Here is a 24,556-nt window from a genome sequence, read left to right on the forward strand (position 1 = left end):
GTTTCTTCTTCATCGTGTCCGTCCTGCAATCGGCCGGACTCTAATCGATGCTGGTGGGATTTTTCAGGGGCAGGTCACAAGTCATGCGATTGAGCCCAAGACGGCCATGGATCAGTCGGAAATCTTCGAGGAAAGGGCCGCCTAGTCCGACATAATGATAGGCCTCCAGCGCGAGCTTCGGAGCCAGTCGCATCAGAAGCGAAAGAAACAACTCGCGGTCAACCGCTTTGTTTGGCCGCAGTCGATAGGGGAGAGAAGAACCTGCGCTCATTGGTCTGGCATTCTATTTCTTTAGCTTTGGCGAGCGTCAACTCAAAGCATTTGTCCCCAACGACGCCAGGCTTCTCGTCTTCGACGTCAAACAGCATCTTAGAAACAAGACGAATGTCTTCGACTGGTCGCGAAAACACGATTCGGCGCGATGAGGGAGTTTTTTCCTTTGGCTCAGGAAGGACCTTTGATTTCAAAGGATTGAATTCCACGAAATTTTCCGCTCGTTTCGCCGCGCTACGGACTGCGACCGCGTCGATTGCATCATTGAGTGAAAGTGAACGCGCGTCCTCCCAATGATGGGATTGATCGGAGCGTGGATGATTTTTCCATTGATTGGTATACGAAACCCATATTCGCATACCTTCCTTCATTTTGACTAGCGCTTCTAGCCAAACGTTTGATGAGGTGTCGAGGGCACGCTTGGTTGTCGTGACAGGGAGCTTGTCTGCGTGTCTTGACCGGAATTCAATAATTCCGGTAATAACTGCAAATTGCGGATGATAGAGAGGGAGGCCATCGCCCCAACCCGTAAGTCGGCTCTTGTCACCAACAATAACTGCGCGGTCGTTACATAGGACGGTCCAACCAGCCGTTGCAGACGACCGATCGCGTTCAAAGCCCGCATCGTCCTCGTCGTCATTGCCAAGACTGCGGCCCGTGTTTAGCCCCACAGTAATCGAGACCAAAACTTCATCGATTTTCTTCTGAAAGATGAAGGGTGCCGGTCCATCTTCTCTTTTCGAAACAAGTACCTCTACCAGAACAGGTTGGACATCCGTACCGTTAAGCTCAATCTTAAGTCCCCATTGTAGGAACATCGTGAAGTGCTCAGATATCGCTGTGCGCACTTCATTTTCGAACGACGTATTATTGAAATGTCGTGAAACGCCGTCGTATAAGTCGCTGACGTATATTACTGTGCCTGGTTCGGTCAATTTTTCGTTAGCTCGCATAGGCTCGTTTATTGGCAGCGACGCCCAGTCCTTTGAATCGAGCCATGAGGACGTAATGGGAACTTCGAATGTATCGTTACCATGTCGTGTTCGGACGAGTGCTTCTCGGCCCATTTTGAAAATTGCGCGCTTCATACCTACGCCGTACATGCCGATTGTCTCGGTGTCGGAATCGCGCGTGTCGTCAGGCTCTCTGCCCATCTTGAATGCGTAATTTATCGCAATGTCACGAGGAATCCCGCCGCAGTTATCCGTGATAGAAAATTTGTCGGCGGTCATTTCAATTTTGACAAAGTGCAATGAATAGTCGACAGGGGAGCCTTTGGCGCTTCGAAGCGCGCCGTCAAGGCAATTGTCGAGGAGGTCAAGAATAGCATCAGCTAGGCTGATGTCGCGTGTGAGCATTGAGACGAAAAATTGTTTTGTCGGGATCGCGACGGCTTTGTCTTGAGTCATGCGATCATCCCTCTGATTTCTTTCTCTAAGTGGATGTCCGCTCGATCGGAACATTTAAGTCGCTACTGTTTCATCCCATTTTGAGGGGCCTTGGCGGAACAGAAGCGATCATGACATGACATGATATACGTATCTTTTCTGTAAAGCCCAGATGCTACCGAACGTCGGGCGCGACTGCCTGCTCGCGCTAATAAGCGCGAGCGATCAAAATCTCCTCCACCGCCGGCCGGCCGGTGAAGACGCAGACGCCCTTCGGCGCGCTCTGCTGGAGCGGAATATTGCGCAGCGTCAGCTTCAGCGCCTTCAGCCGCGTCTCCACTTCCTCGAGCTCGGCGCCGGTCGGCCGCGCCCAGGGCGCGCGCACCCAGCCTTTGAAAGCCGAGGCCGCTTCGTCGTCCTCGGCCGCCTTGCCGAAATAATCGGCGATCTCGGCGAAGCTCGTCAGATCGGAGCGGATGTTGGCTTCGAGCCGCGCCTTGGCCTCGGCGAACAGCGCCGCCTGGATTTCCGCCAGCAGGGCAGGGACCGCGCTCACGAATTCCGCGCGCGGCGTCGCGCTGGAGACGATCTTGTCGCCCTCGCGCAGCCGATCGCGGCGGATCAGCGTCACGACGTCATTGGCGGCGTCGCGCGGGCCGATCTCGAGGATGATCGGCGCGCCGCGGCGCACCCAGTCCCAGCGCTTATTGGCGGCGCGCGCCGGCTTCTTGTCGACGATGGCGCGCAAGGGGGCGCCGAGTGCGAAGAGCCCGTCCAGCTCGGCTTTCAGCCTGTCGCAGAAGGCCAGCACCTCGGCGTCCTCGGGCTTTTCGCGCAGCATGGGCACGATCACCACTTGGCGCGGCGCGATGGCGGGCGGCAGGCGCAGCCCGTCATCGTCGCCATGGGTCATGATCACGCCGCCGATGAGCCGCGTCGAGACGCCCCAGCTCGTCGTATGGCAATATTCCAGCTCGCCGCTCGCGCTCTGGAAGCGGATGTTCTGCGCATGGGCGAAATTGGTTCCGAGATAATGCGAGGTGCCGGCCTGCAAGGCCTTGCCGTCCTGCATCATCGCTTCGATGGAATAAGTGTTCACGGCGCCGGGGAAGCGCTCATTCTCGGGCTTCTCGCCGGCGATCACCGGCACGGCCAGCACATCCTCGACGATTTGCCGATAGACCTCGAGCATTTTGCGCGTTTCTTCCCGCGCGTCGGCCTCGTCGGCGTGGGCGGTGTGGCCCTCCTGCCAGAGGAATTCGCTCGTCCGCAAAAAGAGCCGCGTGCGCATCTCCCAGCGCACGACATTGGCCCATTGATTGATGAGCACGGGCAAATCGCGATGCGAGGAGACCCAGCGGCGGAAGGCGTCGCCGATGATCGTCTCCGAGGTCGGCCGCACGATCAGCGGCTCCTCGAGCTTGGAGTCGGGATCGACGACGAGCTTGCCGTCCACCGCCTTCAGCCGGTGATGGGTGACGACCGCCATCTCCTTGGCGAAGCCTTCGACATGGCTCGCCTCCTGAGCGATGAAGCTCATCGGGATGAACAGCGGAAAATAGCAATTATCGTGGCCGGTCTCTTTGATGCGCCGGTCGAGCGCGCCCTGGATCAGCTCCCAGACGCCATAGCCCCAGGGCTTGACGATCATGCAGCCGCGCACCGGGCTCGTCTCGGCCATATCGGCCTCGGCGACGATGGCCTGATACCATTGCGCGAAATTCTCTTCTCTCGTGACCGACAGAGCGCGTTTCATCTTTGCCCTTGGGGATTCGATTCCGGTGTTCGAGCGCAGAGATAGCCCAAGCCCGTCGTCATGGCGAGCGAGGCTGCGCTTTTCCGCCTATTCCGGCGCCGGGCGCGAGCAGGGACGTTGCCTTGCGCCGGCGTTCCGGTCGAAACTCCGCGCCGCGGACAAGAGTCCGGGGAGGGCGCGTTGGTCTATCCATTGGGCATGATCGGCATTGGGATAGGCCTCGCCTATCTCGCCGCCTTCGCTGCGGGCGGCCTCCTCCTTCGCTGCGGCTTTCCGCTTCCTTCGTCGTCCGGGCGGATCGGGCGAATAGATGGTCTGCGAGGCCTGCTGGCGCTCTCGGTGATGATGCATCATTTCGTGATCTGGATGCAGGCGACGAGGCTCGGCGGGAGCTGGGAGCGGCCGACGGTCCTGTTCCTCGAAAATCTCGGCGGCGGCAGCGTGTCGATATTCTTCATGATTACAGGGTTTCTATTTCATCGCGTCGCGCTGGAAGGATTTCACATTTCCAGAATAGCCGCTCTATGGCTCGGTCGTTTCTTCCGCTTGACGCCGATGGTCGCCGCTTCCGTCGTGGCGACATGCCTGATCATTCTGTGGACGCAGGATTATTCCATTCGGCCGGAAACGGTTTTCACGCCATTGTTCTCATGGGTGGCGGCCCTCGGCCAGCCTCCGCTTCTCGGCCATGCCGACAGCGGCCGCATCGACGCCTATGTGCTGTGGTCGCTGAAATATGAGTGGGCCTTCTATCTTTTCGGCCTGCCGCTGATGGCGATCACCTATGACCTTCTGCGCGGCAAGGCGCCGAATGCGACGCTTCCGCTGGCGCTCATTTTCGGCAGCCTGGCGATGGCGCGTCTGGCGGCGCTCGATTGGCTCGCGTTTCCGCCATTATTTGCGATGGGGATGCTGGCCAGCGAGGCGACGAAGCTCGAAAAGGCGCGGATTTGGTCGTCATCGCGCGGAGGAATGCTGGCGGCGTCGGCCTGTCTGCTCGCGGCCCTGGCTTGCGCGCCCAAGCCTTATGGGACGCCGTGGGATTTTCTTCTCGGACTCTTCTTCGCCTCTGTCGCCTGCGGCAATGATGTCTTCGGCATTTTGCGGAGGCGGGCGCTTCTGGCGCTCGGGGAATGCTCCTACGGAATATATTTATTCCATGGAGTCATTCTCTTTGTTCTCTTCTATTTCGGGGCGCCCGCGCTCGCGGCGCTCGACGCGGCCAGCCTGCCGCTGCTCTTGCCCTTGGTCGCGATCGTCGTCGTGGCGCTGACGGCGGCGACCTTCATCGTGATCGAGAAACCTGGGGTCGCTTTCGGTCGAGCGATTATCGCTTCATTTTCGTCCGCGGCCCCGGCGATGTCCAATGATAAGGCGATCGGGTGAAGCTTCGCCGACGCTCAGGCGACGGCGCGGGGCTTCAGCGCTTTCAGCTTCAAATGGAGCTCTAAAATCAATTTCTCGTTGTTTTGAATGAATTCCGGCGAAAGCATCAGCTGCTCGCGCAATGCGCGCGCATCGTCGAAGCTGCTCGCGCTGTCCAAATTCACTTCCTGTTCCGGGTCGCGGTCGAGAATGAGGCGGTAGCCCCAGAGCAAATGATCTTTCGTCAATGACATGCGCAGCCTCCCTGCATTCTGTCGCCTCAGTATTAGTTTTGTGCGCCGCACAAGGTCAACTGCCTTTTTTTCCGGCGGCGCGCTGTTCGGGCGCGCTGTTCGGCCGTCCTCGCGCGTGCATCGTTCGACCGAGCGATGAATTCGCCGCGCCAAGCCTTTAGGTATATAGTTCCGCGAGCGTCCCATTCGGTCCTTCGAGGGCGCGAAGAGGGAGTTTGGGCGCGAAGTGATCGACAAGCTGGAATTTTTCATCACCGTCGCCAAGGAGCGCAGCTTTTCCCGCGCCGCGGAACTCTGCGGGGTGACGCAGCCGACGCTCTCCGCCGGGATCAAGCAGCTCGAGGACAGTCTCGGCGTCCTGCTCGTCAATCGCTCCTCCCGCTTCCACAGCCTCACCGCCGAGGGCGAGCGCGTGCTGGAATGGGCCAAGCGCATCGTCGCCGACGCCCGCGCCATGCGGCAGGAGGTGCGCACGCTGAAGGAGGGGCTCGGCGGCCAGCTCAAGATCGCCGCCATTCCCACGGCGCTGACCATGATTCCCGCGCTGACCACGCCGTTTCGCGAGAAGCACCCCGGCGTGCGCTTCACCATTCTCACCAGCTCCTCGACCGAGATCTTGTCCATGCTGGACAATCTCGAGATCGACGCCGGCCTCACCTATCTCGACAATGAGCCGCTGGGGCGGGTGCGGACAGTGCCGCTCTTTTCCGAGCGCTATCGGCTGCTGACCGCGGCCGACAATCCGCTCGGCAATCGGGACAAGGTGACCTGGGCCGACGTCGGCCGCATCCCGCTCTGCCTGCTGACGCCGGACATGCAGAATCGCCGCATCGTCGAACGGCTGATCCGCGACGCCGGCGGCGAGCCCGAGCCCGCGCTCGAATCGAATTCGGTCATCGTGCTCTTCGCCCATGTGAAGACAGGGCGTTGGGCCACCATCCTACCCGAAAAGCTGGTCGACTCGCTGCGAGTCGCCGCCCCCTTGCGCTCTATTCCGATCGTCGAGCCGGAGGCCGTCCACGAGATCGGATTGGTCGTTCCGCTGCGCGAGCCGACCATCCCGCAGGTCGCCGCGCTCGTCGCCGAGGCGAAGAAGCTCGCAAAGAATCCGCTAGTTGGCGATCTATAGGATTCGCCTATCGTATAACCGTTCCAGATTATTGATCCCGCCGATTTTTTGGCGCACTGTTGGGGCAATTACCTAAAATGGGCGGCTGTCGCTCAGAAAGGCCCGCTCTCTAAGAACGGGCTCGCTCGATAAGAACGGGGAAGAAATGTCTGGCGCTGTTCCGTGGAACGAGGCGCGGGCGCAGGAGATCATCGACGCCCATCTCGGGCTCGAGGGTCCTGCCCTGCCTATCTTGCATGCTATCCAGGAAGAATTCGGCTATGTGCCCGAGGCCGTCGTGCCACAACTGGCGCAATCGCTGAACATCTCCCGGGCCGAGATGCATGGCGTCGTCACTTTCTACCATGATTTCCGTCATGCGCCGGCCGGCCGCCATGTGCTGAAGCTGTGCCGGGCGGAGTCCTGCCAGTCCATGGGGTCGGAGAAGATCGCCAAGGACTTCCTCGAGCGCATCAAGCTCGAATGGGGCGGGACCGCCAATGACGGCTCGCTGACGGTCGAGGCGATCTATTGCCTCGGCCTGTGCGCCCACAGCCCCGGCGCTCTCTACGACGGCGAGCCGATCGGCCGCGTCGATGCGGAGATTCTGGACGAGCTGGCGTCGGAGGCGCAGAAATCATGACCAAGGTTTATGTGCCCCGCGACATGGCCGCGCTCGCGGTGGGCGCCAAGCGCGTCCTCGCCGCCATAGAGAAAGAGGCCGCCGCGCGCGGCGAGACCATTCAGATCATCCGCAACGGCTCGCGCGGCCTGCTGTGGCTCGAGCCTCTGGTCGAGGTCGAGACGCCGGACGGCCGCATCGGCTACGGCAATGTGAAGCCCTCGGACGTTCCGTCGCTGTTCGACGCCGGCTTCCTGAAGGGCGGGGCGCATCCGCTCTCGATCGGCAAGGTCGAGGAGCATCCCTATTGGGCCAAGCAGACGCGCGTGACCTTCGAGCGCGTCGGAATTATCGACCCCGTGAATCTCGATGATTACGTCGCCCATGGCGGCGGGCAGGGCCTCGCCAAGGCCTTCGAGATCGGCCCGGCCAAGGTGATCGAGGAAGTCACCAAATCCGGCCTGCGCGGCCGCGGCGGCGCGGGCTTCCCGGCCGGCATCAAATGGAAGACGGTCGCCGACGCTCCGGCCGACCGCCGCTATGTCGTCACCAACGCCGACGAGGGCGATAGCGGCACTTTCGCCGATCGCATGGTGATGGAGGGCGATCCCTTCGTCCTCATCGAGGGCATGACGATCTGCGGCTACGCCATCGGCGCGAGCAAGGGCTTCATCTATCTGCGCGCGGAATATCCGCAATGCGCCGAGGTGCTGACCGAAGCGCTGGAGGCCGCCCGCAAGGGCGGCTGGCTCGGTCCGAATGTGCGCGGCTCCGGCTTCGCCTTCGACATAGAACTGCGCATCGGCGCCGGCGCCTATGTCTGCGGCGAGGAGACCTCGCTGCTGGAGAGCCTCGAGGGCCATCGTGGCATCGTGCGCGCCAAGCCGCCGCTGCCGGCGCATGTCGGCTTCATGGGGCGTCCGACGGTCGTCAACAATGTGCTGACGCTCGCCACCGCCCCGGCCATTCTCGCCAAGGGCGGCGAATATTACGCCTCTTTCGGCGTTGGCCGCTCGCGCGGCACCATGCCGCTGCAGATCGCCGGCAATGTGAAGTTCGGCGGCCTCTATGAGACGCCCTTCGGCCTGACGCTGGGCGAGATCGTCAACGACATCGGCGGCGGCACGCTGACCGGCCGTCCGGTGCGCGCCGTGCAATGCGGCGGCCCGCTCGGCGCCTATGTGCCTCCGTCGCTGTTCGACACGCCCTTCGACTATGAGGCTTTCCAAAAGCACGACAGCCTCATCGGCCATGGCGGCCTCGTCGTTTTCGACGACACCGTGGACATGGCGCAAATGGCGCGCTTCGGCATGGAGTTCTGCGCCATAGAGAGCTGCGGCAAATGCACGCCCTGCCGCATCGGCTCCACCCGCGGCGTCGAGACGATCGACAAGATCGTCGAAGGCGTCGATGTGGAGGCGAATATCGAGCTTTTGTCCGACCTCTGCAACACGATGAAGTTCGGCTCCCTCTGCGCGCTCGGAGGCTTCGCCCCATATCCGGTCGAGAGCGCCCTTCGTCATTATCCAGAAGATTTCCGCAAAGCGACGCTTCCCGCCGCCGCCGAGTGAGGAGCAAAGCCATGAGCCTCGTCAAAGAAATCGATTACGGCACGCCCGCGTCGAAGTCCGAGAAAGAAGTCACTCTGACGATCGACGGCGTATCGGTCACCGTGCCGGAAGGCACGTCCATCATGCGCGCCGCCATGGAGCTGGGGACGGAAATCCCCAAGCTCTGCGCCACCGACAGCCTGAAGGCTTTCGGTTCCTGTCGTCTCTGTGTCGTCGAGATCGACGGCCGTTTCGGCACGCCCGCCTCCTGCACCACGCCGGTGCTGCCGGGCATGAGCGTGCATACGCAGACGCCGCGCCTCAAGGCGATCCGCCGCGGCGTGATGGAGCTCTATATCTCCGACCATCCGCTCGACTGTCTGACTTGCGCCGCCAATGGCGATTGCGAGCTGCAGTCGATGGCGGGCGCGGTGGGCCTGCGCGACGTGCGCTACGGCTATGACGGCGCCAACCATGTGTTCGCCCGCAGCCGCGCCGACGGCAAGGCGAATTTCGATTGGATGCCGAAGGACGAGTCCAATCCCTATTTCACCTATGACCCGTCGAAATGCATCGTCTGCAATCGTTGCGTCCGCGCCTGCGAGGAGACTCAAGGCACTTTCGCGCTGACGATCGACGGTCGCGGCTTCGACAGCCGCGTCTCGCCCGGCATGGCCGAAGCCTTCATGGATTCGGAATGCGTCTCCTGCGGCGCCTGCGTGCAGGCCTGCCCGACCGCGACCTTGACCGAGAAGTCGGTGATCGCCGTGGGCCAGCCGGAGCATTCGGAAGTCACCACTTGCGCCTATTGCGGCGTCGGCTGCACCTTCAAGGCGGAAATGCGCGGCGAGGAGATCGTCCGCATGGTGCCGTGGAAGGACGGCAAGGCCAATCACGGCCACAGCTGCATAAAGGGCCGCTTCGCTTACGGCTATGCGCTGCACAAGGAGCGCGTCACCTCGCCGATGATCCGCGACAAGGCGACCGATCCCTGGCGCGTCGTGTCCTGGGACGAGGCCATAGCCTTCGCCGCCGATCGCTTCAAGAAGATCATCGAGAAGCATGGCAAGCGCTCGGTCGGCGTGATCACCTCCTCGCGTTGCTCGAATGAGGAGACCTATCTCGTCCAGAAGCTGACCCGCGCCGGCTTCGGCAACAACAACACCGACACTTGCGCGCGCGTCTGCCATTCGCCGACCGGCTATGGCCTCAACCAGGCTTTCGGCACCTCGGCCGGCACGCAGGATTTCGACTCGGTCGACGAGTCGGACGTCATTCTCGTCATCGGCGCCAATCCGACCGACGCGCATCCTGTGTTCGGCTCGCGCATGAAGAAGCGCCTGCGCGAGGGCGCCAAGCTGATCGTCGTCGATCCGCGCCGCATCGATCTGGTGCGCTCGCCCCACATCTCGGCCGATCATCATCTGGCCCTGAAGCCCGGCACCAATGTCGCCGTCGTCACCGCTCTGGCGCATGTGATCGTCAAGGAAGGCCTCGTCAATGAAGCCTTCGTGCGCGAGCGTTGCGATTGGGACGAGTTCCAGGATTGGGCGGCTTTCGTCTCCGACGATCGCAACAGCCCGGAAGAGGTCGAGAAGCTGTCGGGCGTCCCGGCGGAAGAGATTCGCGCCGCTGCGCGCCTCTACGCCACCGGCGGCCGCGCGGCCATCTATTACGGCCTCGGCGTCACCGAGCACAGCCAGGGCTCGACGACGGTCATGGCCATCGCCAATCTCGCAATGGCGACCGGCAATCTCGGCCGCCGCGGCGTCGGCGTGAACCCGCTGCGCGGACAGAACAATGTGCAGGGCTCCTGCGACATGGGCTCTTTCCCGCATGAGCTGCCGGGCTATCGCCACGTCTCCAACGACGATGTGCGTCACAGCTTCGAGCAGGCGTGGGGCGTCGAGCTCGACAATGAGCCGGGCCTGCGCATCCCGAACATGTTCGACGCGGCGATCGCCGGCGAGTTCATGGGCCTCTATTGCCAGGGCGAGGACATTCTGCAGTCCGACCCGGACACCAAGCATGTCAGCCGGGCGCTCGAGGCGATGGAATGCGTCATCGTGCAGGACCTTTTCCTGAACGAGACCGCGCATTACGCCCATGTCTTCCTGCCGGGCGCGAGCTTCCTCGAGAAGGACGGCACCTTCACCAACGCCGAGCGCCGCATTCAGCGCATTCGCAAGGTGATGAGCCCGAAGAACGGCTATGGCGATTGGGAGATCACCCAAATGCTCGCCAAGGCCTTCGGCCTCGATTGGAACTATTCGCATCCGAGCGAGATCATGGACGAGATCGCCGCTCTGACGCCGACCTTCAAGAATGTCTCTTACGAGAAGCTCGAGAAGGACGGCTCGGTGCAATGGCCGTGCAATGACGCGTCGCCGGAAGGCATGCCGATCATGCACATCGACGGCTTCACACGCGGCAAGGGCAAGTTCGTCATCACCGAATATGTCCCCACCGACGAGAAGACCGGGCCGCGCTTCCCGCTGCTGCTGACGACGGGCCGCATCCTGTCGCAGTACAATGTCGGCGCGCAGACTCGTCGCACCGAGAACAGCCGTTGGCACGAGGAGGACGTGCTCGAGATCCATCCGCATGACGCCGAGCTGCGCGGCGTGCGCGATGGGGATTGGGTGCGCATCGCCAGCCGCGCCGGCGAGATCACGCTGCACGCCAAGGTCACCGATCGTGTGGCGCCGGGCGTCGTCTACACCACCTTCCATCACCCGCTTTCGCAGGCGAATGTGGTCACCACCGACAATTCGGATTGGGCCACCAATTGCCCCGAATATAAGGTGACGGCGGTGCAGATCTCGCCCTCCAACGGTCCAACCGAGTGGCAGGAGCAATATCGCGAGCTTTCCGTGAGCGCCCGTCGCATCGCGACGGCTGCGGAGTAGGACAGGGCGGTATGGATGGGCGCGAATCCTTCTCCCGCTCGGCGGGAGAAGGTGGCCCCGCAAAGCGGGGGCGGATGAGGGCGCTCATCGTTTTGCGATTGTTTTGATCGGGCCGACGTCCAAATCGGCCGGTCATTTCCAGGGTCCCTCATCCGACCCGGCTGCGCCGGGCCACCCTCTCCCGCAAGCGGGAGAAGGGACGCGCGCTGGAGATAGAATCTGGATGAACGAGGACCTCCCCGCCGCCGGCATTCGCGTTCCGTGCATCGCACGGCGCAATGAGGCTCTGTCGGACAGCTCCCGCACCATCCCGGAAGAGACCCCCATCGCCTTCACCTATGGCGGCTCGACCCATGCGGTGATGATGGCGACGCCGGCCGATCTCGAGGATTTCTCGATCGGCTTCGCGCTCACCGAAGGCCTCATCGATTCGATCGACGAGGCCGGCGATTTCGAAATCGTCGCCTCCGAGGCCGGCATAGAGCTGCGCAGCTGGCTCGCCGGCGGACGGCAAGAGGTCTATGCGGCGCGCAAGCGCTCCATGGCCGGGCCGACCGGCTGCGGCCTCTGCGGCATAGAGAGCCTCGAGCAGGCGAGCCGGCCGCTGCCGGTTCTCGCCAATGCGCTGCGCGTCTCATCGACGGCGCTGATCGCCGCCATGGACCGCTTGCCCGGCGCGCAAACGCTCAATCGCGAGACGCGCGCCGTCCACGCCGCCGCCTTCTGGGCGCCGGAGTCGGACGCGCTGATCGTTCGCGAGGATGTCGGCCGGCACAATGCGCTGGACAAGCTCGCCGGCGCGCTGGCGCGCCAGGGCCTGCCCGCCTCGCAGGGCGTCGTGCTGATGACGAGCCGCATTTCCGTGGAACTCGTCCAAAAGGCCGCCCGCATCGGCGCGTCCATTATCGCCGCAGTCTCTGCGCCCACGGCTCTGGCCGTGCGCACGGCGGAGAAATGTGGCATGACCTTGGTGGCGGTCGTGCGCGGCCGCGACTTCGAAGTCTTCACCCACCCCGAACGCATTCTGGAACAGGTCTCTACCCATGTCGCATAATTCGGCCGACCGGCTCGTCAAAATGGCCAATCAGATCGGCAAGTTCTTCGCCGCGCAGAGGCATTCCGACGCGGTGGCCGGCACGGCCGAGCATTTGAAGAAGTTTTGGGATCCGCGCATGCGCGCCGGCATCATCGATCACGTCGCCCATGGCGGCTCCGGCCTCGACGAGGTGCCGCTGCAGGCGGTGCAGAAGCTCGCCGCAAAATAGAGCCGAGCGGCGGGCCGCCGCCGCGTCTTCTCCGCGAGAAGCTCTTCGGCTCAGGCGCCGACATCTTCCGTCGTTCTATTCCAGGCGACGGCTTCGAGCTGCTGCGTGTTCGCCTGACAGCGTCGAACGATCAGCCGAATGAGATAGAGCCCGAACTGTGGGTTCTGAAAATAAAGCTGCTCGAACTCCTCATAGGAGATCGACAGCAGCCGGCAATCGGTGAGCGCGCGCGCCGAGGCCGTGCGCAGGCCGTCCTCGGTGAACAGGGCCATTTCCCCGAACAGCGTTCCCGGCGGCAGCCGGATTCCCACTTCTGGAAGCTCGATCTCGCCTTCGATCAGCATATAGGCGCGGTCGGCCTCCTCGCCTTTGCGAAACAAAAGCGCGCCGGCCCTCACGTTGCTGGGATGCATGAAGGGCTTCAGCCATTCGACCTTCAGCTCCCCATCCGCCGCGCGCTTGACGCTGGCCACCAGCTTTCGCATCTCGCGCAGACGAATGAGGTCGAGCGGAAACAGAATGACGTGGCGGGTCAACACGGCCATGTTCCCGCTCGCAGCGCCGACGACGACGCCGAGAAAATTCGCGATCGTGGATGCGATCCGCAAGCGGATCATCGTCTTCGAATAGGCGGAAGCCACAGCCGCCACCGATTGCATCCACGAGGCCGCGATCACCAGATATAGAATATGATCGCTCGTCACTCGAGTTTCTCCAGGGAAGCGGAGCTTTTCTCGCCGATGACGAGCGGCTCGACGCCTCTTTGGCGTCACAGATAGCTCATTTCTCACGCGGAAGTCAGCAGCTACAGCGTTTCGTTCCGAGTATTGCCGCTGCGGCTCAGCGCGCGAGCCGCTGCAGCACGTCCTTGGTGGCGAAGCCGTCCGCCGGCTGCATGCCTTCGCTCAGCTGAAATGCGTGCACGGCGTTGCGGCTGGTGCGGCCGAGCTTGCCGTCTATGGCGCCGCGATAGAAGCCGCGCGCGGTGAGCAGGCGCTGCAACTCCTTGCAATCGGCCGTGGAGAGCGCCGCGATTTTCTTCGGCCAAGGGGCGACGGGCGCGCGCCGCCCGGCGATGCGGTCGGCGAGCAGGCCGATCGACAGCGCATAGGCGTCGGATGTGTTGTATTTGCGAATCACCTCGAAATTATCGGTGATGAGAAAGGCCGGGCCGGCCGCGCCGGCGGGCAGATAGAGGCTCGCCGGCCCGCTCGTCGGCAGCGCTTCGCCATTCGCCGCGACAACGCCCAGCGCCCGCCATTGCGCGAAGTCGAGATCGAAGTCCGCATAGTCGAAATTCTTGGGAAGGACGACCTCGACCGCCCAGGGCAGGCGCGGGTCCCAGCCTGAGAATTTCAGGAAATTGGCGATGGAGGCGAGCGAATCGAGCCGGTTCGTCCAAATGTCCGGCGCGGCGCCGCCCGCATAGCTCGCGGCGTATTTCAGATAGGCGGAGGGCAGGAATTGCGGCTGGCCCATCGCTCCCGCCCAGGAGCCGCGCAGCCGCGCGCGGGTGACGTCGCCCCTCTGCAGCATGACGAGCGCCGCGACGAATTCATCCGCGAAGATCGCGCCCCTATGGCCGGCATAGGCCAGCGTCGCCAGCACGCGCAAAGTGTCGGCGGCGCCGGTCGCGGAACCGAAATTGCTTTCCACCCCGAGTATGGCGAGAGCGATCTCGGAAGGGACGCCGCTGCGCTCCTCGATCGTCGCCAGCGGCGTCGAGAGCTCGCCGGCGAGCGCGCGGCCCCGCGCGACTCGCGCCGCGCTCACCGCGCCGGAGACATAGGAAGGGATGGAAATGGTGAACTCGGCTTGAGCCTGTGGGCGCCGCAGCAATCCGGGCTCGGGCGAGAGGCCGGCGATCGCCGAATCGAAAATCTCGCGCGAGACGCCGGCGTCCCGCGCCCGAGGCCATAATTGCTGCAGGAAAAGGTCGAGACCGGAACCGGCGACGTTTTCCTGCGCGAGCGCGCAAGGACTGAAAAAAGCCGTCAGGACAAAGAGTAGGAAAGTGACCGGCAATGTTTGGAACACATCGCGGCGATCGGCGCGAGCGTGGCCGAAAGCTTGTCGCAGAATTGCGCGCGAGCTTGGCCATTCTTTGGAATCTTTACACTTTTGGCCATTTTGTTTGACACTTCGCTGCGCTGCGTTTTCAATCGGCATGTCTCGACTTCCACAAGGAGCCGCGAGCAGGACAGGATCTGAGGCGAAACGGAAATGACGCATCACCCCATGATTACGAATTTTCGTGCGCCGATCCAACTCGGAAAAAAGGCGGCCCCCATCAAGGACGAGCATGAGCTGAAGGCCAAGCTGAGAGCCGCCGGCCTTCGTCCCACCTCGCAGCGCATCTCGCTCAGCAAGCTGCTCTATGGCAATGGCGACCGCCATGTGAGCGCCGAAGCGCTCCACGCCGAAGCGCACGAGGCCGGCCTGCAAATGTCGCTCTCGACGGTCTACAACACGCTCAATCAATTCGCCGACGCCGGCCTGCTGCGCGAGATCGCCGTGCAGGGTCCGCGCACCTATTTCCACACGCGCACCGCGCCGCATCACCATTTCATGGATGAGGTCAGCAAGCGCATGTTCGACGTGGTGGACGGCTCCATCGAATTCGCCAAGCTGCCCGCGCCGCCGGAGGGCATGGAGATCGTCGGCTGCGACGTCATCATTCGCCTGCGGCCGAAGCGGAAGGCGTAACTTTCGAGGCTGGGGGCGCCCCCCTCACCATCCCCCGCTCGCGCGGGAGAGGGAAGGCGGCGGGCGTTACGCGAAATCTCGATGTAACGCCGGGTCTGCCCCCTCTCCCGCGAAGCGGGGGAGGTTGGGGAGGGGGCCTTCCGATCAGCCGAGCAGCTTGGCGATCTCCGCCCTCAGCCCGTCGGCTATGTCGGGACGCGTCAGGCCGAAGGCGAGATTAGCGGCGAGGAAGCCGAGCTTCGATCCCGTGTCATAGGTCTTGCCGTCGAAGCGCACGCCATGGAAGGCCTGCGAAGCTGCGAGCGTCACCATGCCGTCGGTGAGCTGAATCTCCCCGCCCGCGCCCTTCTCGCCCTTGGCCAGAATGTCGAAAATCTCCGGCTGCAGAATATAGCGGCCCGAGATCATCAGATTGCTCGGCGCGGTTCCCTTCGGCGGCTTCTCCACCATTCCGGTGATCTCGAAAGCGGCGCCGAAATCCTTGCCGACCGAGACGATGCCATATTGATGCGTCTCCTCCGGCGGCACTTCCTCCACCGCGATGATATTGCCGCCATGCGCCTCATAGGCCGCGACGGCCTGGGCGAGGCAGCGGCTTTTCTGCGGGCCGTTGCCGAGCGTCACCATATCGGGCAGCAGCACGGCGAAGGGCTCGTCGCCGACGATCTCGCGCGCGCACCAGACCGCATGGCCGAGGCCGAGCGGCGCCTGCTGGCGGGTGAAGCTGGCCGCGCCGGCCGGCGGCAGATCGGCGATCAGCGCGTCATATTCCTTGATCTTGCCGCGCTTCTTCAGCGTGTCCTCGAGCTCATAGGCGATGTCGAAATGATCCTCGATGACGCCCTTGTTGCGCCCGGTCACGAAAATGAAATGCTCGATCCCGGCCTCGCGCGCCTCGTCCACCACATGCTGGAGCACGGGACGATCGACGACGGTCAGCATCTCCTTCGGCACCGCTTTGGTCGCCGGGAGGAAGCGCGTGCCGAGGCCGGCCACGGGAAAAACAGCCTTGCGAATGCGTTTGCTCATGATTAGTCCATTTCGAGCGAGTGTGACCCGAGCGCGAGAGCGCGACGCCCGAGCAGGGTTTCGGAAAGAGCGCCAGCGCTTTTCCGAGAATATCCCGCAATGGCGAAAGACCAACGCCTAGACCGAGCCGGGCCAGGAGTCGTCCTTAACCATTGCCCGTTAATTTCCCGTGATGACGTCTTCAGCAGGAAGGGCGCGGAATGACCATCCTCGTGACCGGCGGCGCCGGCTATATTGGAAGCCATATGACGCTGGAGCTGCTCGACGCCGGCGAGAAGGTCGTCGTGCTCGACGATCTCTCCACGGGGTTTCGCTGGGCGGTTCCGCAAGAGGTTCCGCTCATCGTGGGCGATTTCGGCGACGCCGCGCTGCTGCGCGATATTTTCGCGCGGCATGATATTCAGTCGATCATTCATTTCGCCGCCAAGATCGTGGTCCCCGAGTCCGTCGCCGATCCTCTCGGCTATTATCTGAACAATACGGCGAAAGCGCGGGCTCTGCTGGCGGCGGCGGTGGAAGCGGGCGTGAAGCGCTTCATCTTCTCCTCGACCGCGGCCGTCTATGGCGATCCCGAGCATAATCCGGTGACGGAGGACGAGAGCCTGAAGCCGGTCTCGCCCTATGGCCGCTCCAAGCTGATGGTCGAGTGGATGCTCGAGGATGTCTCGCGCGCGCATGATCTCTCCTATGTAGCGCTGCGCTACTTCAATGTCGCCGGCGCCGATCCTCTCGGCCGCTCCGGCCAATCGACGCCCAAGGCGACGCATCTCATCAAGGTGGCGGTGCAGGCGGCGCTGGGGCTGCGCCCCGGCATGCAGGTGTTCGGGACCGATTATCCGACGCCGGACGGCACCTGCCTGCGCGACTATATCCATGTCACCGACCTCGCCCGCGCCCATCTCGACGCGCTGCGCCATCTGCGCGGGGGCGGGGAGAGCCTCGTCTGCAATTGCGGCTATGCGCATGGCTTCTCGGTGCTCGAGGTGATCGAAACGGTCAAGCGCGTCTCCGGCGTCGATTTCAAGGTGGATTTCGCCGCGCGCCGGCCGGGCGATCCCGCCGCCATCGTCGCCGCCAATGACCGCATTCGCTCGCGCCTCGGCTGGACGCCGCGTCACGATGATCTCGAGACGATCGTGCGCCAAGCGCTGGATTGGGAGCGCAAGCTCGCGGCCCGCAACGAAAGTGGAGCATAGCGTATATATTATAGAAATATTCCGATACTCTTCGGATAAGGGGGTAAAGCTTCCGATCTTACAAGTATTTATCGGAAATTTAGCCTCCTGGCGGCGAGAATCGGCAAGTTTTGCGTAAGGCGGCGCGTGGACAGTCGCGTGCGTCCGCTCTCCGTTCAGGATACGCAGAATGTCCATATCGAGCCTCGCCTCCAGCGCGGTGCAGACCGCCTATCACCATCATTCCCGCCACACGAAAGACGTCGACGACACCACGGCGTCGACCGCCGCGAGCGCTTCGGCGACGACCGGCTCCACCTCCACGACGCAGACGAGCGCGGTCGATCCCAGCTCGGCGATCGATTTCCGCAGCCCGAGCTCCGGCCAACTCGCCTCGCTGCTCTTCGCCAGCGACTCCGGCTCGTCCAGCGACAGCGGCGATTTGACGTCCTCCTCATCGGATTCGGGCTTCGCCTCGACGGTCGCCAATCTGCTGAAGGCTGTCGACTCGGGCGATACGGACGCCGCTAAGACCGCAGCGTCGAGCCTTCAGAGCCTGTTGCAGCAATCGTCGTCGACATCGGATTCGTCGAGCGCGTCTTCCTCGTCGGACGGCAAATCCGGCTTCCTCTCCGATTTGCAGACGCTCGTCTCGGCGGTGCAGTCGGGCGACACGACGACCGCGCAATCGACGGCCAAGACGATCGAGAGCCATTTGAGCGCGCCGCCTCCGCCGCCCCCGCCGCCGTCTTCTTCCTCTTCCGACAGCTCGAATTCGACCGCGTCCTCCTTCGTCTCCGATCTGGCGACGCTGCTGAATGCGGTGCAATCGGGCGATACGACGACGCAGAAGAGCTCCGCCACGAGCCTCGAGAGCGATCTCAACTCGCTCTTGTCGACATCCTCGACCGATTCCACGTCATCGACCGGCTCGTCGTCCTCGACGACGACCGATTCTTCCTCTTCGTCTTCGACCATCGTCGACGATCTGAAGACGCTGATCACGGCCGCCAAGAGCGGCGATTCCAGCGCCGCGCAATCGAGCGTCGAGGCGCTGCTGAAGGATCTCGTCGCTCAGCAGGGTTCTCAGTCCTCGAGCGCTTCGCAGAACGCGTAAAAGAGCAGGGGCGGCCTCACCAGACCACTTTGAGGCCGCCTCGTCCCGCATAGGATTGCGTGCGCCCGCCATATTCGCCCTCGAAGGAGGCGAAGAGCGCGACAGAGGCGCTCACATCGAGGCGCAAGCCGCCTTTCACCTGCAGATAGTTCTCGTCGGGACGCGCGCCGGCGATAGTGAAAGCCGCCGAGGGCGTCGAGGCGAAGGAGGCGAGAAGCGCACGCGTCGGCTCGAACTCATGCACATAGGCGAGCGAGAGATCGGGCGTCAGCCGCCAGCCATTGTCGAGCGCGAAGCTGCGCTTGACGCGCGCGCCGAAATAGACGGGCAGGGACTCCGTCTCGCGCGCGGCGAAGGTCAGCGCGCCGAGGCCCGCAAAGCCGGGGAAAGCCGCCGTCGTCTCGGTGAATCCGTCGGTCCAAATATGCGCCGTCTCGACAGCCGCGAAGGGCGTCGCTCTCAGCCCGAGCAGATCGACGTCGCGTCCGATCTCGACGCGCGCGCGCAGCACGCGGCTCTCGAAATTCGCATTGGCGGTCTCGCCCGTCCCGAGGCCGAAGACCGAGCGGCGAGAGTAATTGTCGAAATCGGAGAAGGTGAGCGAGGCGGAGATATAATTGGGATCGAAGGTGAAGACGCCATAGCCGCCGATGTGCCAGCCATGTGTGTCCACATGGGTCGAGCGCAGATCGGTGGAGGCGTCGCCGGCGCTATAGCCGCCTGCGAAGCCGAGCAGAAGATTGGGAAGCACGACCGCATCGAGACCGATGGCGCCGCCGCCGAGGCTGGTGCGCTGCGTCGCCGAGCCCTGCGCCGCATCGCCGCCGAGGCGCGCGCTCTGGCCGAAGCCGGAGATCCACAGCCGCCAGAGTCGCGCCGGCTCCTGCGTCGGACGCAGGGCGATCGGACCCTTTTTCGATTCCAGCGACGCATAGCCGAGGGCCGGCGTCGTCGCGGAAATGGAAACGCCATTGGCGTCGCGCGTCTCGCCCGAGCGCCAGAACTGCCCCGCGTCTGCGAGCGTGGAGCCGAACAGGCGGTTCGATTCGAGGCCCGCGTTCAGCGCGCCCGTGACGCCTTCGCCGGAGAGTCCGTCGAATGCCGTGCGCGCGCCGGCCGCCGATTTGCCGACGATGGACAGGAAGAGCGGGCTCGCCGTCGGCGTCGTGTCGAGCGCCGCGGCGACTGCGCGCTGATTGCGATTGGCCGCGACGTTCTGGAAGAACAAGCCATTGCGCGCGAGCGTCAGATAGGCGTTTTTCGCATCATAGGAGAGCGAGGGCGTCAAAAAGGCGAGATCGGTGGAGACCGAGGCGAAGGAGCCGCTGACGCCGCCCGCCGCCTGCACGATCGCATAGCTCGTCGAAGGCGCGTAATTGCCGGACGCCGCCGTCACTTGCACCGCGCCGCCGAGCGCCGCCGTTCCGCCGACGACGATCTTATCCGCCGCGCCGGCGGCGTTGGCGTCGACCTGATAGACCGAGCCCGAGCGGAAAGTGGCGTTGCCCGTCACGGTTAGAGTCGAGATCGCGCCGGCGCCCGAGCCCGGCGAGACGACGCCGGAAAGATCGAGCGCGCCCAGCGTTCCGGCGCCGGAGACGCGGCCGCCCGCGGCGACGGCGACGAGATTGCCGATCGCGCCCGCCGCGACCAGTTCCGCGCCGCTCGCGACGCTGACGCCACTCGAATAGCTCTGCGTTCCGGTGAGCGTCCACACGCCATCGTCGACGCTCAGCGTCTCGAAATTGATAGCGCCGGCGAAAGTGCCCGTTCCAGAGAGCGAGATGCGATCGAAGCCGGCGCCGCCGTCCACCGTTCCATTGATGACCGAGCCGGTGCGAATGTTCAGCGTGTCGTCGCCGGAGCCGAAGACGATCGCCTGTCCGCCGCCGCCGGTGATGGTCCCGGAATTGGTGATCGTATTGTTCAGCGTGCTGTTGATATAGATTCCGTAGCGCGTCGTTCCCTCGATCGTGCCGGCGTTGGTGATCGTCACCGCGCCGAAGGCCGGCCCTTCCGAGCTATTGTCGACGAGAATGCCATCCGCTTGGCCGATGATGATCGCGCCGGCCTTATTGTCGATGACGCCGCCGCCGATGGCGACGCCCTGGCTGGTGTTGGTCTTGCCGTCGGAGCCGACGCCCTTCGCGCCCGTGCCGCGGATGATCCCGTAATTGGTGATGTTGCCGATGTAATCGATATCGACGCCATCGCCGTCGCCATTGGCGACGCCGGCGATATTGTCGATGTCGCCCGAGATGAGGCCGTAATTGATCACCGTCCCGCCGACGTCGGAGCCGACGCCCGAGCCGTTGCGGCCGATGATCTGACCGCCGGCGTAATTGGTGACGGTGATGGAGGAGGTCGTCGCATTCGCCGTCGGATCATAGCTGATGTTGATTCCGTGGCGCCCGCCGGAGATCAGGCCGCCGGCGTAATTATTGACCGTTCCGCCCGTGCTGGTCTGGAAATCGATTCCATCCGCGCCGCTGCTGGTCTGGAAATTATTGCCGATGATCTGGCCGTAATTATTCACCGTGGCTTTATTGCCGGGGCGTATGCCGTCGGCGTCGGCGGTCTGCAGCACGCCGGTCGAGAAATTATTGATTGTGATGGAGGCCGTTCCGGCGACGATATTGCCGAAGTCGATCGCCTGGCCATTGTTGGAGCCCGTGCCCGTCGCCTGGATCAGCCCGTAATTATTGACGGTGATCGTTCCCGAGGCGACGGCGGTTCCGACTTGCAGCGCGTCGTTCTGCGATTGGATCGTCGCGCCCGCCTCATTGGTGAGCGTGAAGCTCATCGCGGTTCCGCTGTTGAAGCGGATGGCGCGCGTTCCTGTTCCTGTCGATTCGATCGTGCCGAAATTGTCGATGGAGACGCCGGTGGAGGTCGACGTCTGATTCAGCGTCGGATTGGCGGAGGAGGTGAGCTTGCCGCCGGCGCCAACGGTGATCTTGTCAACGCCGCCGAATGTCTTCTGGCCGGAGACGGTCGTATTGGCCGGGACGTTGATGTCCGCTGCGATGGCCGCCGAGGAGAGCGAGAGAGAGGCGAGAAGCGCGAGAGGGCTGACGCGCGAGAGAAGAGGCGACATTGCGGTTCCGTTCCAGCTGGATCGGAACCCCTAATGGCGGCGGCGCATGACGGTTTGACGACGGCGCCGCAATGTCGCCCACTTCTGTTCACCCCGTGTTGCGCAGGCCCGCGGCGACGCCATTGATGGACATGAGAATGCCCTGGCGGATATCGTCGCCGGTCTGGCCGCCACGGAAACGACGAATGAGCTCCACCTGCAGATAGTTGAGCGGCGCGATGTAGGGGAAGCGATGATGCAGCGAGCGCGCCAGCGCCGGATTGTCGGCGAGACGCTCGCTCGATCCGGTGAGATCGGCGAGCGCGGCGTTGGCTCTGCTCCACTCCGCCTCTATCTCCCCATAGATACGGTCGGCGAGCGCGTGATCCTGCACCAGGCCCGCATAGTGACGCGCGATCGAGAGATCGGTCTTCGACAGGATCATGTCGATGTTCGACAGAAGCGTGCGGAAGAAGGGCCATTCGCGATACATGCGCTTCAGCAGCTCGAGCTTGGTTCCGTCGTCGCCCTCGCGGAAGCGCGCGATCGCCGAGCCGAAGCCGTACCAGCCGGGCAGGGCGAGACGCGCCTGACCCCAGGAGAAGCTCCACGGAATGGCGCGCAAATCCTCGATCTTGCGCGAGGGCTTGCGCGAGGCCGGCCGCGAGCCGATGTTGAGCGAGGCGATCTCGGAGATCGGCGTCGAGGCGAAGAAATAATCGACGAAGTCCGGCGTCTCGTAGACGAGGCCGCGATAGGCGTCCATGCCCCATTGCGCGAGCTGCTCCGCCACCTCGAGGAATTCCGGCGGCGGCGCCTTGCTGTGCGAGAGCAGCGTCGCCTCGAGCGTCGCGGCGACCAGCAGCTCGAGATTGATGCGGCCGATCTGCGGATTGGCGTATTTCGCCGCGATCACCTCGCCTTGCTCGGTGAGGCGGATTTGCCCGTTCACTGTCCCCGGCGGCTGCGCGAGAATAGCGTCATAGCTCGGTCCGCCGCCGCGTCCCACCGTGCCGCCGCGGCCGTGGAAGAGGCGCATGGCGATGGACGGCAGGCCCGAGAAGAAATCCGCGAGCGCGGTGGAGGCGCGATAGAGCTCCCAAATGCTGGCGAGAATGCCGCCGTCCTTGTTGCTGTCCGAATAGCCCAGCATGATGTCCTGCTGCGCGCCGGAATTGGTGACGAGCTTGACGATTCCGGGCAGCGCATAGAATTCGCGCATGATGACGGCGGCGTTGCGCAGATCGCCGATCGTCTCGAACAAAGGCACGATGATGAGATCGGCGGCGACGATATTGGCGTCGCGCGGATCGAGCGTGCCGCGCATCATGCCGCATTCCTTCTGCAGCAGCAGCACCTCGAGCAGATCGCTCACCGTCTCCGTATGGCTGACGATGTAATGGCGGATCGACTCGTGGCCATAGGTCTTGCGCATTTCCGCCGCGCGCTCGAAGATCGCCAGCTCGCTCGCCACATCTTCGGAATAGGCGGCGTCGACGAGCCGCACTGGCCGCGGATCGCTGAGCAGCTTCAGTAGCAGCGCGCGCTTCTCCTCTTCCGTCAAAGCGGCGTAGTCGGGCGCGACGCGCGCCTCGCGCAGCAGCGCGGCGATGGTCTCCTCGTGACGGTCGGAACTCTGGCGCAGATCGACCGTGGCGAGATGAAAGCCGAAGACTTCCGCCGCGCGGATCAGCGGCTCGAGCCGCTGCGTCGCGATCACATCGCTGTGGTGGCAGCGCAGCGAATCGTCGACGATCTCGAGATCGGCGAGAAATGCGCGCGCGTCGGAGTAGGGCGCGCCGGGCGCCCGCGCATGGCGCTGCGCCTGCTGGCCGGTCAGCTCCTCGAGCGTGGCGGCGAGGCGGGCGTAGACGCCGATCAGCGCGCGGCGATAGGGCTCGTCGTCGCGATGCGGATTATCGTCGCCGGAGCGCGCCGCGAGCTGCTCGAGCGCCTGGCTGCAGCCGGCGTAGCGGCGCGAGATGGACAGCTCGGCGCCGAGCTCATGCACCTCGGTGAGATAGAAGCGAAGCGCCGTCTCGCTCTGCATGCGCAGCGCATTGGCGAGCGATTCGGCGCGCACATTGGGATTGCCGTCGCGATCGCCGCCGACCCATGTGCCCATGCGCAGGAAGGGCGGAATGCGCAAGCCGCCGAGGCGCTCCTCTATGTCGGCGTAGAGCAGCGGAATCTGGCGCAGGAAGGTGCTGCGATAATAGCTCAACGTGTTGGCGATCTCGTCGCGCACGGTGAGCCGCGCCTGCCGCAGCAGCTCCGTCTGCCACAGCTGCGAGACGCGGGCGCGCAATTGCAGCTCGTTACGGGCCAGCTCGGCCTTGTTGCGCGCATGTGGGCGCGCCTGCAGCAGAGCGGAGATGGCGTGCTCGGCGTCGAGCAGGCTCTTGCGCCGCACCTCGGTCGGATGCGCGGTGAGCACGGGCGAGACCCAGCCGTTGGAGAGCACTTGCGCCACCTTGCCGGGGCCGATCGAGGCCTTGCGCAAATGGGCGAATGTGTTGGCGAGGCTCGGCGCGCCGGAGGCCTCGTCGCCCTGCAGCGGATGCAGATCCTCGGCGATATTGGCGAGATGCGAGAAATAGCTGAAGGCGCGGATGACCGTCACCGCCTCGCTGGCCGAGAGCGAGCGCAGCAGCGCATCGAGCTTGTGATCGGCCTCCATGTCGCCATTGCGGCTGACGGCCACGGAGAGGCGGCGGATCGTCTCTATGCGCTCGAAGGCGGCGACGCCCTCCTGCTCGCCCACCGTGTCGCCCAGCAGGCGGCCGAGCAGGCGAATATCGGCGAGCAGCGACTGATCGTCGAGCAGAGCGGAGGAGCTGGAATTGGCGGCGTCTGTTTCGACTTGCATATGGGGCGTCGATCCTCGAGCGGGGGCGCCGTGCGGCGCGGTAGGTCTGGCGAGCTATAGCAGATTTTGGACCGGAGGCGATGTGGGGCGAGGG

19 protein-coding genes are annotated in these 24,556 nt (G+C 63.7%); 10 read left to right on the forward strand and 9 right to left on the reverse strand.

The features are described from left to right. Positions 1 to 40 precede the first annotated feature (40 nt). From ACT53T_RS06875 to proS, 3 genes are all read right to left on the reverse strand, one after another. Complete coding sequence (locus ACT53T_RS06875) at positions 41 to 271, reverse strand: O-methyltransferase (RefSeq protein WP_476160654.1); 231 nt, start codon at positions 269 to 271, stop codon at positions 41 to 43. Continuing rightward, positions 219 to 1,682 (reverse strand): ATP-binding protein, encoded by a 1,464-nt coding sequence (locus ACT53T_RS06880; RefSeq protein ID WP_476160655.1) that lies wholly within the window; start codon positions 1,680 to 1,682, stop codon positions 219 to 221. Before ACT53T_RS06880 ends, ACT53T_RS06875 begins: the two co-directional genes overlap by 53 nt. A gap of 187 nt (positions 1,683 to 1,869) precedes the next feature. Then, positions 1,870 to 3,417 (reverse strand): proline--tRNA ligase, encoded by a 1,548-nt coding sequence (gene proS, locus ACT53T_RS06885; RefSeq protein WP_476160656.1) that lies wholly within the window; start codon positions 3,415 to 3,417, stop codon positions 1,870 to 1,872. Between the two features lie 180 nt (positions 3,418 to 3,597). On the opposite strand from proS, the gene ACT53T_RS06890 reads away from it, so the two are divergent. Further along, complete coding sequence (locus ACT53T_RS06890) at positions 3,598 to 4,803, forward strand: acyltransferase family protein (RefSeq protein WP_476160657.1); 1,206 nt, start codon at positions 3,598 to 3,600, stop codon at positions 4,801 to 4,803. A 14-nt stretch (positions 4,804 to 4,817) separates the two neighbouring features. Here ACT53T_RS06890 and ACT53T_RS06895 read toward each other — a convergent pair whose 3' ends face one another. Next, the gene (locus tag ACT53T_RS06895) at positions 4,818 to 5,222 is read right to left on the reverse strand and encodes a hypothetical protein (protein WP_476160658.1); all 405 of its coding nucleotides are present in this window, start codon (positions 5,220 to 5,222) and stop codon (positions 4,818 to 4,820) included. Positions 5,223 to 5,262: 40 nt separating this feature from the next. Here ACT53T_RS06895 and ACT53T_RS06900 point away from each other — a divergent pair, with 40 nt between their 5' ends. From ACT53T_RS06900 to ACT53T_RS06925, 6 genes are all read left to right on the forward strand, one after another. Beyond that, a complete protein-coding gene (locus ACT53T_RS06900; RefSeq protein WP_400768029.1) occupies positions 5,263 to 6,165 on the forward strand; it encodes a LysR family transcriptional regulator in 903 nt (300 codons plus the stop codon). Between the two features lie 145 nt (positions 6,166 to 6,310). Further along, positions 6,311 to 6,787: a formate dehydrogenase subunit gamma gene (locus ACT53T_RS06905; RefSeq protein WP_018265615.1), complete on the forward strand. Its 477-nt coding sequence runs from the start codon at positions 6,311 to 6,313 to the stop codon at positions 6,785 to 6,787. Further along, positions 6,784 to 8,337, forward strand: a complete 1,554-nt coding sequence (locus ACT53T_RS06910) for a formate dehydrogenase beta subunit (RefSeq protein WP_018265614.1) — start codon at positions 6,784 to 6,786, stop codon at positions 8,335 to 8,337. The genes ACT53T_RS06905 and ACT53T_RS06910 overlap by 4 nt, the downstream gene beginning before the upstream one ends. Before the next feature lie 11 nt (positions 8,338 to 8,348). Next, positions 8,349 to 11,225: a formate dehydrogenase subunit alpha gene (gene fdhF / locus ACT53T_RS06915; protein ID WP_476160659.1), complete on the forward strand. Its 2,877-nt coding sequence runs from the start codon at positions 8,349 to 8,351 to the stop codon at positions 11,223 to 11,225. Positions 11,226 to 11,448: 223 nt separating this feature from the next. Next, positions 11,449 to 12,279, forward strand: a complete 831-nt coding sequence (gene fdhD / locus ACT53T_RS06920; protein ID WP_476160660.1) for a formate dehydrogenase accessory sulfurtransferase FdhD — start codon at positions 11,449 to 11,451, stop codon at positions 12,277 to 12,279. Continuing rightward, positions 12,269 to 12,490 (forward strand): formate dehydrogenase subunit delta, encoded by a 222-nt coding sequence (locus ACT53T_RS06925; RefSeq protein WP_018265611.1) that lies wholly within the window; start codon positions 12,269 to 12,271, stop codon positions 12,488 to 12,490. The genes fdhD and ACT53T_RS06925 overlap by 11 nt, the downstream gene beginning before the upstream one ends. Positions 12,491 to 12,540: 50 nt before the next feature. Here the strand turns inward: ACT53T_RS06925 and ACT53T_RS06930 are convergent, their stop codons facing one another. Together ACT53T_RS06930 and ACT53T_RS06935 are read right to left on the reverse strand one after the other, a co-directional pair. Continuing rightward, positions 12,541 to 13,194, reverse strand: a complete 654-nt coding sequence (locus ACT53T_RS06930; RefSeq protein WP_476160661.1) for a Crp/Fnr family transcriptional regulator — start codon at positions 13,192 to 13,194, stop codon at positions 12,541 to 12,543. A 136-nt stretch (positions 13,195 to 13,330) separates the two neighbouring features. Further along, the gene (locus tag ACT53T_RS06935; RefSeq protein ID WP_476160662.1) at positions 13,331 to 14,527 is read right to left on the reverse strand and encodes a lytic murein transglycosylase; all 1,197 of its coding nucleotides are present in this window, start codon (positions 14,525 to 14,527) and stop codon (positions 13,331 to 13,333) included. 186 nt (positions 14,528 to 14,713) lie between these two features. Between ACT53T_RS06935 and irrA the strand changes: the two genes are divergently transcribed. Then, positions 14,714 to 15,196: an iron response transcriptional regulator IrrA gene (gene irrA / locus ACT53T_RS06940; RefSeq protein WP_476160663.1), complete on the forward strand. Its 483-nt coding sequence runs from the start codon at positions 14,714 to 14,716 to the stop codon at positions 15,194 to 15,196. Positions 15,197 to 15,340: 144 nt separating this feature from the next. Here irrA and ACT53T_RS06945 read toward each other — a convergent pair whose 3' ends face one another. Continuing rightward, complete coding sequence (locus ACT53T_RS06945; RefSeq protein ID WP_018265605.1) at positions 15,341 to 16,225, reverse strand: UTP--glucose-1-phosphate uridylyltransferase; 885 nt, start codon at positions 16,223 to 16,225, stop codon at positions 15,341 to 15,343. Between the two features lie 200 nt (positions 16,226 to 16,425). On the opposite strand from ACT53T_RS06945, the gene galE reads away from it, so the two are divergent. Both galE and ACT53T_RS06955 read left to right on the forward strand, forming a co-directional pair. Beyond that, a complete protein-coding gene (gene galE / locus ACT53T_RS06950; RefSeq protein ID WP_400768016.1) occupies positions 16,426 to 17,421 on the forward strand; it encodes a UDP-glucose 4-epimerase GalE in 996 nt (331 codons plus the stop codon). A 169-nt stretch (positions 17,422 to 17,590) separates the two neighbouring features. Beyond that, on the forward strand, positions 17,591 to 18,517 hold the full coding sequence (locus ACT53T_RS06955; RefSeq protein ID WP_476160664.1) for a hypothetical protein: 927 nt from the start codon (positions 17,591 to 17,593) through the stop codon (positions 18,515 to 18,517). 16 nt (positions 18,518 to 18,533) lie between these two features. On the opposite strand, the gene ACT53T_RS06960 is transcribed toward ACT53T_RS06955, so the two are convergent. Beyond that, a complete protein-coding gene (locus tag ACT53T_RS06960; protein WP_476160665.1) occupies positions 18,534 to 21,614 on the reverse strand; it encodes an autotransporter outer membrane beta-barrel domain-containing protein in 3,081 nt (1,026 codons plus the stop codon). 88 nt (positions 21,615 to 21,702) lie between these two features. After that, positions 21,703 to 24,462 carry a phosphoenolpyruvate carboxylase gene (ppc, locus tag ACT53T_RS06965; RefSeq protein ID WP_476160666.1) on the reverse strand — a complete coding sequence of 920 codons (2,760 nt, stop codon included), beginning with the start codon at positions 24,460 to 24,462 and terminating at the stop codon, positions 21,703 to 21,705. Between the last annotated feature and the right edge of the window lie 94 nt (positions 24,463 to 24,556).

The organism is Methylosinus sp. DMC45 (genome assembly GCF_056313885.1).